We start from the raw sequence: 10,602 nt of genomic DNA, 5'->3' as shown, positions 1-10,602 counted from the left end.
GACTTTTTCAGTGCCCTCCTTTAAAGTAGCCTGTTTTTTTACATGGCTTTTTTACTATACCGAGGTACACCTCAAATTTCGTCCAACTTAAAGATATCTTTTACCCGTATCCCTTTCTCGGTACGTTGTAGGGTGCAGCATTCGTGAACTGAATCGTGTTCGAAAAACAGGATATATTCGTTATCTACTATTTCGTTCCAGTAGCTATGGCGTTCTTCCATAGTAACTAACGGACGTACATCATATCCCATCACGTAGGGAATAGGTATATGACCTACCGAAGGGAGTAAATCTGCCATATACAGCATTGTCTTTCCTTTGTATTGGACCTGAGGTAACATCATGGATTCTGTGTGGCCATTTGCATAGCGCATGCTGATATCGCTTCCGAACGGATTTTGTACATCTTCAACAAACTTTAATTGTCCGCTTTCTTGTATCGGAAGAATATTCTCTTTTAGAAAAGAAGCCTTCTCCCGGGGGTTGGGATTAGTTGCCCAAGACCAATGGTCTGCATTACTCCAAAAATGAGCGTTTTTAAAGGCTGGAACAAGTTGATCACCTTCTCGCGCTATGGCACCACCACAATGATCGAAATGTAGGTGGGTAAGGATAACATCGGTGATGTCATTTCTGTCAAATCCAATATTTTTTAGTGATTTGTCTAATGTCGCATCACCATGAAGGTAATAATAGCTAAAAAATTTTTCATTTTGTTTGTCTCCAAGGCCCGTGTCGACTAGCATTAATCGATTATTATCCTCGATGAGAAGCAGACGATTTCCCCAGGTACACATATTGTTTGAATCGGCCGGGTTTGTTTTATTCCAGATGCTTTTAGGGACCACACCAAACATAGCACCACCATCGAGTTTAAAGAACCCCGTTTCTATAGCATATAATTTCATCTTCTTATTTTGTATTTACTTTTTGACCAGTACGTATAACCATTGTTTGCTGTTTTGCATAATCAACGTTTGCTTAAGCTCAAAATTTTACTCTTATTAATATATGTAAAGGATGGAACAATTTACGAAAAATAAATTATATTTTTTAATTAGCATCACTTGAGTTGCTAAAAAAGTATGCTAAAAAATGTAATTTATTTTATCTGTGTAAGTGGTTGGTAGTGAGTGTTTTGGTTTTGTGTTTTTTGTACAATAAGCTTGATTTTTAGATGATTATGTTTTGTTTTTAGCGAAAATTGCCTTTAAATTTGAGCACATTTTAAAACAAACAAAAAATATGAAAAAGGGTAACATTGGAAACGCGCCTGATTTGAAATATTTGAAAATTGATAGCACGAAACGTGTATTTTATCAATTACCCGTTTCTGAATTGGTTCAACATGCTTTGGCAAATCAAGAGGGGAGGCTTTCTGATACAGGAGCGCTTGCCGCTGATACGGGAAAATTTACGGGGAGGTCGCCAAAGGATCGCTTCCTTGTAGAGGATTCTTTAACTAAAGACAGCGTCTGGTGGGGGGAAATCAATCAACGGATGTCTCCGGATCATTTTGAGGCGCTATTTTCGCTGGTAGCCTCTCACTTGGCTGAGCGAAATATCTACATAAGAGATTGCGCTGCGGGTGCCGATCCGATTTATCAAATTGGTATCCGTGTTGTAACAGAGACAGCTTATCAAAGTATATTTGCCAACAACTTGTTTTTACGTCAGGAGCCGAATCCAGAAGTTCGGCCACCTTGGTCTATCTTAGCTGCTCCGACCTTGTTTATTAAAGAACCGCATGCATATGGTATCCTTAACGAAAATTTTGTTGCAATTGATTTTACGAAGAAAATTGTATTGATTGCTGGGACGGGTTACACGGGGGAAATTAAAAAGAGTATTTTTTCGATATTGAATTTTATTTTACCATTCGAGCATAACGTCCTTTCTATGCACTGTTCAGCCAATACTTCTAAAGATGGGGATACTGCATTGTTTTTTGGGCTTTCGGGTACTGGAAAGACGACACTGTCTGCTGATAAAAACAGGCGGTTAATTGGGGACGATGAGCATGGTTGGAGTGAACGGGGAGTTTTTAATTTTGAAGGAGGTTGTTATGCAAAATGCGTTGGTCTAACAGCCGATAAGGAACCGGAGATCTATCATGCCATTCGTTTTGGTTCGCTGCTAGAAAATGTGGTTTTGGATGAGCAGGATAAACCTGATTACAATGACATCAGTAAAACCGAGAATACGCGCGTGTCTTATCCAATAGACTTCATGGAAAATGCTGAAGTAAGCGGTATTGCTAATGAGCCGGCTCATATTTTTTTCTTGACAGCAGATGCCTTTGGTGTACTTCCGCCTATTTCATTGTTGTCTACCGACCAGGCTGTCTATCATTTTGTAAGTGGCTATACAGCTAAGGTTGCAGGTACAGAAGTGGGAGTAAAGGAACCTATGGCTGCATTTTCAACTTGCTTTGGACAGGCATTTTTGCCGCTTCATCCCGCGAAATATGCGGCGTTGCTGCGTTCAAAACTTGAACAGAATCGTAATATCAAAGTCTGGTTAGTGAATACGGGCTGGATTGCAGGTCCTTATGGAATAGGGCGAAGAATTAAACTCGCCTATACGAGAGCGTTAATCCGAGCCGCAATCGATGGTTCATTATTAGAATCTCAGTTTAATAGACACGATATTTTTGGCTTAGATTATCCGACCAGTTGCGGAGCGTATGTTCCCGAGCAAATCATGGATGCCCGGGGATTATGGAATAACGATGAGGCTTATGATATGCAGGCAAAACGCTTGGCGAAACTATTCATAGCAAACTTTGAAAAATTTAATAACGAGATGCCAGAGACAGTTCTCGCGGCAGGTCCTAAGATTGACCGTAGTGTCCTCGTTTAATTAAGTTTGCATTCGTACAACAAAAAGAGTAAACATGGGATTTCTCTTTTTGTTGTACGATTTTTTTTGGTGGGGATGAAAATCTTTAATCGTGTTTTTTAACGAAAGAATCTACTTGCTCCTGTTCGCTTCCGACAAGGGTATTGATAATAAGCTTAATAGCCGCCAATCGTGCTTTTTTCTTATTGTCTTTAACAATTTCAAACCAGGGTGATTTTTTTGATCCTGTTTTCTTAAAGAGGTTCCCAATATAATTGGTGTAAATATCCCATTTTTCCTGTGCCTGTTGGTCGAGCGTTCCTATTTTCCATCGTTTAAGAATATCTTCCTGACGCTCTTTTAACCTTTCGGCCTGCTCTTCTTTGCTGATGCTCAGAAATAACTTGATGACAATGATTCCATCGTCAATTAATTGTTTTTCAAATTCTGGCACCTGACTCATAAATAATTCGTGTTGCTCTTTGGTGCAGAATCCAAATATGGGTTCAACTACAGCACGGTTATACCAACTTCTGTCAAAAATTACAATTTCTCCGGCATTAGGAAGCTGTTTGATATAGCGTTGAAAATACCACTGTCCGGATTCTTCTTCGGTTGGCTTCGGTAATGCGACAATGCGAATCTTTTTAGGATTTAAATATTGGGCTACGCGGCCTATTGTGCCGCCTTTGCCAGCAGCGTCCCTACCTTCAAAAATAATTAGTACCCGCTTTCCTTTTTCAATAATTTCGTATTGGAGCTTCAACAACTTGACCTGTAGTTCATAGAGCTCTTTTTCATAATCGTAAACATCGTTGAACTTTTTTATTTCAAGAATGCCATGTTGCTCTAGGTAATTTAAAACATCTTTGTTTTCGTGGATCTTCTGAAGTTCATTTAAATCGTATTCTGCCATAGGATATTTATTTAATCGATCGTTTTTATTAAAGTTACTTATTGAATTGTTAAAAAATGTCAAATTTCAAATAAAATTAATGTATTGTAATACTAATATATGGCTACAGTACGTTTATTAATCAGAACACCAAATGGATGTTCAAATAGATTAGACTTTTCATAAATTTAGGTTAATAATTGGTTAGGTTAGCTCGGAGTTCCCCACTTCGAGCTTTATTTTTTTTAACAATCCGACGGTATCCTTGAGAGCTAGTGTTTTAGCTATCATACGAATGCCCTAAATGTTAAAAAATGTTAAACGGATATTGTCGACATAATGATTAGAAAAAAGCATCGTTTTTACTACAAATACTTTTCATAAATAGGTTAATATATGGCTAACGAAAGCTCAGAGTTCCCCACTCTGGGCTTTTCTATTTAATTATAATTTATCAATAGCCGCAAGATAGGATTGTTGAATATGTTTAGGTATTGCATTATGCTTCTTTCAAATAGATGAGGGATGGTACGGGATTTGAAGATTGATTAAAAAAAAGGCCGAGATTTATAGTCTCGGCCATTGTTTTAAGATATTGTTTTGTGTTGTCAGGCCACTTCCCTTAGATCCACAGCCACTACTCGAGATACACCTTGTTCTACCATGGTAACTCCATAAATGATATCTGTGCTTGCGATTGTTTTCTTATTGTGCGAGACCACTATAAATTGTGAGTTTTTAGAGAAATCCCGGATAATATTGTTGAATTTATCGATGTTGGTATCGTCCAAAGGAGCATCCACCTCATCGAATATACAAAATGGCGCTGGCTTGGAAAGATATAGTGAGAATAGCAAGGCAGTAGAAGTCAATGTTTTCTCGCCACCCGATAGCTGATTAATAGACAATGGTCTTTTCCCTTTTGGTCTAGCGATAATATCGATATCTGAATCCAAAGGATTGCTTGGGTCTGTTAAGATCAGATCACAGCTATCTTCTTCGTTAAATAACGATCGGAATACTTTGACAAAATTATTTCTTACTGCATCGAATGTAAACATGAACTGAACTTTAGCGGTGTCGTCGATTTCTTTGATCGTTGCCATCAAAGAACCTTTTGCTTCGATCAAATCTGCTTTCTCTTTATTGATGAAATCATAACGTTCATTCATCTCATCGAAAGCCTCTTTGGCCATCAGGTTGATGGTACCGAATTCGTCAAGCTGTTTTTTGAGTTTACTACATTTTGCCGCCAGTGTAGCTTGGTCTTCTACAAGCTGAGGTACATCCTCTCGATCGATTAGGTCTTTAAGTTCAATGTTGAATTCGACGGAAAGGCGTTCTTTTAACGCATTCAAATCAATTTGAAGACTTGTTTTTTTATCTTTAATTTCGGAAACAAGGAAATCGCTTTGTTCTTTCGAACGGCGTAATTGCGTTAACGAATCTTCTAGGTTATTGATTTTTTGCTTATCTGCATAATAACTGTCTTCCAATTCTTTCAGTCCATCTTCTAAGGCGATCTTCTGCTCGTACATGGCGATAAGATCTTGATCTTCATCGTCCTCAAATGGAATGGTGGTGCGCAGCGCTGCTTGCACTTCAACCAGTTCTACACTATTTTTTTCGATACGAATCTCGTGGTCGTCTTTTTGTGTTTCTCTAAATTCCAGATCTTTGGTGATATTAGAAACTTTGTTTAACTGTTGGTGGTAAGCAATATTCTCTTGATTATATACAGTCGATTTTTCGTTGAGTATTTCAGAGATTTCATGAAATTGGTCTTGAAGTAGCGCTAACTCAAGAACGCTCTGTTCCTTCTCTAAGCGTAAGTTTTGTATTTGGGGCTCAGCAATTTTTAAATTCGACTCCATCGCTGTAATTTTCTCCTCAATATCTTTTTTGCGTGTTTGGGAGTTGTTGATGAAAGTTTGATATTGCTCTTGCTTTGTTTTGACTGTAATTAATTCATTATTGAGCCGGTTGAACTGAAAGCGCAACTCATTGATCAGCTCTTTCTGGGAATTGCCTCTTAAGGTTTCTAGACGAGCTGTTTCGGCCGTTATCTTATTTTCAAGTTTTACAATTTCTTGGTTGATTGTCTTGATCTCTTGGGATAGTACTTCGAGGTTTTTAGCTCTGCCAATACGTTTTCCTTCAAACAGTCCTACAGATCCACCTGACAGACCCAAATGATGTTTTGCATAACGTCCGTTTTTTTGCAAAATTACCTGTCCTGATTCGGGAAGTTTCTCATCCAGTTCTTTTTCATGTTCATGTTTAAGGATGAAAACCTGTTGGAGTAGTAAGGTGCACAAAGACCTGTACTTTTCGTCTACTGTAATCACATCCAAGGCCGACATCAAATTATTATTCGGTATAGGAGGTGGGGTAGGAGTCGTCTTTATTGCATCTAAAACAAAGAAATTGGCGCGTCCTTTTGCGGCGTCGCTTAGTAGCTGAATGGCTTGAACAGCATCCTGTTGTGTATCGACAACATAATGGTTCATAATGGGCTCGAGATAATTCTCGATAGCCACTCGGTAATCTTCCTGACAAAACAATACATCTGAAAGAAGCGGTGGTTGTTTTTTCCAGCCTGCATTTTTCTTTAAAAAACGGATGGAGTCTGGAAAACCTTCTAAATTGTCAACGAGAGATTTAGTCAGATTATATTCGTTTTGTTTCGCATCTACCAGACGAAGATCTTTGGCAAGTTGGGCTTTGAATTCTTCTAAGTTTGCTTGACATTGACTGATTTGCCCTTGGAGCTCTTCTTCCAGTTGATTTGCCGCATCGTACTGTAATTGCTGTGCTTCTACACGACCTTCCAGCTCTACAACAGCGGAATTGAACTGTTGTAATTCATTTTCTTTCGCTTCGGTATCCTCACTATTGCGAATTAGTTCTTGTAAAAGAGCCTCTTTCTGTATCGTAAACACGGCAAGATCTTTTTCCAATTTATAGATCTTCGCTTGCAAATCGGCGTTACTTTTATTAAAAATATCAAGCTTTCCTTTTGCAGATTGTTGCTGCCCTCGCAGTTCTTCAACTTCTGATTTATTCGACTCCAGGTTACTTTTTAATCCGTCCAGTTTATTTTGTTCGTCAAATAACTCTTCATTTAATCGCTTAATGGTATAGACTACGTGATTAAGTTGTTGTTTGTCGCTGTTAATATCGATGCTTAGACGATTTTCTTTATCTTGGAGATTTTTAACCTTTTCGTTTTTGATCTTTTTTTCAGATTCGTAACCACGAATTTTATTTACGAATTCCTGTGTCGTTTTCTGCTGTACCGACAGGTTTTTTTCCTGCTCTAAATTTGTTTGACGGAGCGATTGGAGTTCATTTTCCGCATGCAAGATATTCTGCTGTGCATTTTGTGCATCTTTTTGGACTTTGGATTCTTGTGTCTGAAGCCGTTCTAGTTCTGTCGAGAAATCTGCTATTTTATAATAGGCCAGATCGATACTGCTCTGTCGGTATTCTGACTTGAGTAAGGTGTATTTCTCTGCTTTTTTAGCTTGATTCTCTAACGATTTAAGGTTTTTTGTGATTTCAAAAAGCAGGTCGTCCACACGACTAAGATCGGCTTCGGTATCTCTTAATTTCGCTAGGGTCTGTTTTTTACGTACTTTATATTTCGAAATTCCGGATGCTTCTTCAAATAGGTTTCGACGAGAGTTATCTTTATTATTGATGATTTCGTCAATCATTTTCAATTCAATAATGGAATAACTATCCGCGCCCACACCGGTATCCAGAAACAAATCAGTAATATCTTTTAAACGACATTTCACATCATTCAACCGATATTCACTATCGCCGTTTCGGAATAATTTTCGGGTGACAGTAACTGTGGAGAATTCAGTTGGTAAAATATTATTGTTATTATTGAAGGTCAGCGATACCTCTGCAAGATTTGCGGGCTTTCTATTTTTTGTCCCGTTGAAAATAATATTTTCCATTTTATCGGAGCGCAGCATCTTCGTACTCTGCTCTCCGAGTACCCAGCGTATTGCATCGACCACATTGGATTTTCCGCATCCATTGGGGCCAACAATCGCTGTGACACCGTCATTGAAGTTGATCGTGATTTTATCTCCGAAACTCTTAAATCCTTTAATTTCTAGTTTGGTTAACTGCATTTATACCAAATTTGTTTGTCGTTATAAGCTTGCGAAAATAGTAAAATTAAACAAGATTTTTTTCTTTGTTTATTCACATTTTCCTGTTTCAGGATCACATGAAGGGCCTTCTTCACCTCTTTGTTGCAGCGGAGCAGATTGGCTTGCTAAGCATTCATTTATGGTATTATGAAAAACTTCCATGGGCTGTGCTCCGGGGATGGCATATTTTCGGTCGAATACAAAGAAGGGAACACCCCGCAGTCCTAAGTTAACGCCTTCTTGGATATCTTGAGCAACATCGTAAGCAAAATCATCCGATTCGAGCAAGTTTTGAATTGCATGAGCAGGAAGTTCGTATTGAGTCGCAATATGGGTAAGAACCTGGTTGTCATTAATATTTAGACCGTCTGTGAAATGCGCTTTAAACAACGCTTTCTTAATTGGCGTACCTTTTTGGTTGCCTTGGGCAAAATGAATCAGGCGATGCGCTTTTCGTGTATTTACGACAACTGCTTTGTCAAAATTCAGGGCAATTCCCAGCTCCCTTCCCTGTGCACTGAGTTGTGATGTCATTGCAACCACATCATCCATACTCATTCCTTTCGTTTGTACGAGATAGTCATAAGTAGGTATTGCCGGTGCATCTTCGGGATAGTCGGGGTTAAGCTGATAAGATTTCCAGATAATTTCAGCCGCAGGCTTATTTGCAGATTCCTGAAGTGCCATTTCGAGCTTTGTCAGACCAATATAACAAAATGGACAAATGATGTCCGACCAAATTTCTATTTTCATATTTCTTTTTTTACTGCGTATATTGTAATCAAAAATACATATAATAACGATGATAATCTGCTTACATTGTTTTTCGAATGTCAACAGATTATTATTTAATGTTTATCCATGTTAGAGAAATCTTTTTTGAATCGTAAAGTTACTCTCGTCCTGGGCGGCGGCGGTGCTAGAGGACTGGTACATATTGGCATCATCAGGCGGTTGGAAGAGCTTGGTTTTGAGATAAATGAGGTCGTTGGCTGCTCTATAGGTGCACTCGTTGGCGGAATTTATGCGCAAGGAAAGATGGATCTTTTAGAAGATTGGATGCTTCGGTTGACGAAGAAGTCGGTCTTTAACATGATGGATTTTAGCTGGAGAGGATTGGGCATGATGAAGGGGGTAAAGGTGTTCAACGCATTAAAGTCCGTCATCCCTGATGGTAATATAGAGACATTTCCAATTTTGTTTAAAGCTGTGGCTACGGATCTCAATTACGAAAAGGAGGTCGTGCTGGATTTTGGGAGCATGTATGATGCTATTCGGGCTTCCATCGCTATCCCGGCAGTGTTTACGGCGGTGGAAGAAAACAAGCATGTGTATGTTGACGGTGGTGTACTGAATCCATTACCCATAAATCATGTGACAAGGAAAGAAAATTTAATCATTGCGGTTAATCTTGAATCGAAACCAGACAAACAATATTCTGTCATCAAAAAACTCGATCCGAAGACGTCAAATTCATTGGATATCCTGCAGGCGTCTTACTATGTGATGCGCAGGAAAATGAGTCAGATGATAGTCGACTTGTATCGCCCGGACGTCGTTGTTGACATACCTTATAATATCTGTAATTTGTGGGATTATCATCGGACTGAATTTCTGGTTCAAAAAGGAAAGGATTATATAGAGCAGGCGCTAAAAGAAACAACGTCCGCGTAAAATAAATTTTAATCCGGACGTTGTTTTGTTCAATGGTGAAGATCGTTGAGCGCTCAATTTTTTGAGTATTTTATGCGAGCATTCGATCTGTTTATTAAAACAAATTGGGATAATCGCTGATGATGCCATCCACTTTCATCGTTTTTAATTGCTCTATTTCTTCTTTGGTATTGACCGTCCAAGGAATTACTTTGATGCCAGCCTTATGGCATTGTTTAATATAATCGTTTGTCACGGTTTTATATTGCGGGCTTATAATATAGGGTGTAAAACCGAGCTCCGTAATTGTTTGTTGGACATTTTTGCGTTCGTCTCCATCAATGAGGTAGGACACCCTGATCTGGGGGTAAGCCTTGTGTAGGTATTTAATTGCTCTACTGTCAAATGACTGAATGATGGTTCTTGTTGCGATTTTTTTATCGGTGATAACCTGAATGATTAGGTCGACAAACTCTTCTACTCGAGGATGCAAGATACCATCTTTACCGTCTTTACTTTTAACCTCGATGTTGTAGAAAATCGGAGCGTTTCTTTTGTGTTGAGCATATGCTTCGGTACTATCAATAAGATCCGACAGTTTTGCGATACGTGTAACTTGTTTTTTCTGTTGCGGAAATGCTTTGTAAAATTTAGATCCAATATCATATTTAATCAAATCTCGATAAAGCATGTTATAAACTTTTAAAGGTTTATCTTTTTCTGAAATTTCAGCACCGTTGGGTTTCAATACAAATTGGGGATTGAGATAGTCATCGTGAAAAACGATCACTTTGCGATCTTTGGTGGTATGGCAATCCATTTCTAACGTGGTCACTTTTTCGATGTCTATCGCGTTTTTCATTGCAGCGATAGACCCTTCAGGATAGAGTCCCCGGCCCCCCCGATGGGCTTCCAAACTTAGTTTAGGGAAATTGTCTGAGTTTGCTTTTACAGACTCTTTCCTGGCTGAACAAGATACAAATGGTAATAATGTGCCCAAAATGGCAAATTTCAGAAAACTACTTTTCATTGTCTATCATA

7 protein-coding genes are annotated in these 10,602 nt (G+C 38.6%); 2 read left to right on the top strand and 5 right to left on the bottom strand.

Annotation, left to right across the window (positions count from 1 at the left end; translation table 11 throughout):
• Nucleotides 1–71 precede the first annotated feature (71 nt).
• Complete coding sequence (locus B2W36_RS13460; protein ID WP_293888168.1) at nucleotides 72–908, bottom strand: MBL fold metallo-hydrolase; 837 nt, start codon at nucleotides 906–908, stop codon at nucleotides 72–74.
• A 337-nt stretch (nucleotides 909–1,245) separates the two neighbouring features.
• Here B2W36_RS13460 and pckA point away from each other — a divergent pair, with 337 nt between their 5' ends.
• Entirely contained in the window at nucleotides 1,246–2,862 is a 1,617-nt protein-coding gene (pckA, locus tag B2W36_RS13455; protein WP_293888166.1) for a phosphoenolpyruvate carboxykinase (ATP), read from the top strand.
• An 85-nt stretch (nucleotides 2,863–2,947) separates the two neighbouring features.
• Here pckA and ppk2 read toward each other — a convergent pair whose 3' ends face one another.
• The 3 genes from ppk2 to B2W36_RS13440 form a co-directional block, all read right to left on the bottom strand.
• Nucleotides 2,948–3,757, bottom strand: coding sequence for a polyphosphate kinase 2 (gene ppk2 / locus B2W36_RS13450; protein ID WP_293888164.1), 810 nt, complete (start codon nucleotides 3,755–3,757; stop codon nucleotides 2,948–2,950).
• 587 nt (nucleotides 3,758–4,344) lie between these two features.
• Nucleotides 4,345–7,887, bottom strand: coding sequence for a chromosome segregation protein SMC (gene smc, locus B2W36_RS13445; RefSeq protein ID WP_293888162.1), 3,543 nt, complete (start codon nucleotides 7,885–7,887; stop codon nucleotides 4,345–4,347).
• A 69-nt stretch (nucleotides 7,888–7,956) separates the two neighbouring features.
• Nucleotides 7,957–8,661, bottom strand: a complete 705-nt coding sequence (locus B2W36_RS13440) for a DsbA family oxidoreductase (protein WP_293888160.1) — start codon at nucleotides 8,659–8,661, stop codon at nucleotides 7,957–7,959.
• Between the two features lie 108 nt (nucleotides 8,662–8,769).
• Between B2W36_RS13440 and B2W36_RS13435 the strand changes: the two genes are divergently transcribed.
• A complete protein-coding gene (locus B2W36_RS13435; RefSeq protein ID WP_293888158.1) occupies nucleotides 8,770–9,582 on the top strand; it encodes a patatin-like phospholipase family protein in 813 nt (270 codons plus the stop codon).
• A 94-nt stretch (nucleotides 9,583–9,676) separates the two neighbouring features.
• Here the strand turns inward: B2W36_RS13435 and B2W36_RS13430 are convergent, their stop codons facing one another.
• Nucleotides 9,677–10,591 (bottom strand): glycerophosphodiester phosphodiesterase family protein, encoded by a 915-nt coding sequence (locus B2W36_RS13430; RefSeq protein ID WP_293888156.1) that lies wholly within the window; start codon nucleotides 10,589–10,591, stop codon nucleotides 9,677–9,679.
• Nucleotides 10,592–10,602 lie beyond the last annotated feature (11 nt).

The sequence above is a fragment of the Sphingobacterium sp. UBA3549 genome (genome assembly GCF_002376635.1).
Taxonomy (GTDB): Bacteria; Bacteroidota; Bacteroidia; order Sphingobacteriales; family Sphingobacteriaceae; genus Sphingobacterium.
The sequence above is the reverse complement of the archived record's forward strand: the minus strand, read 5'-3'. Positions and strand labels throughout refer to the sequence as shown.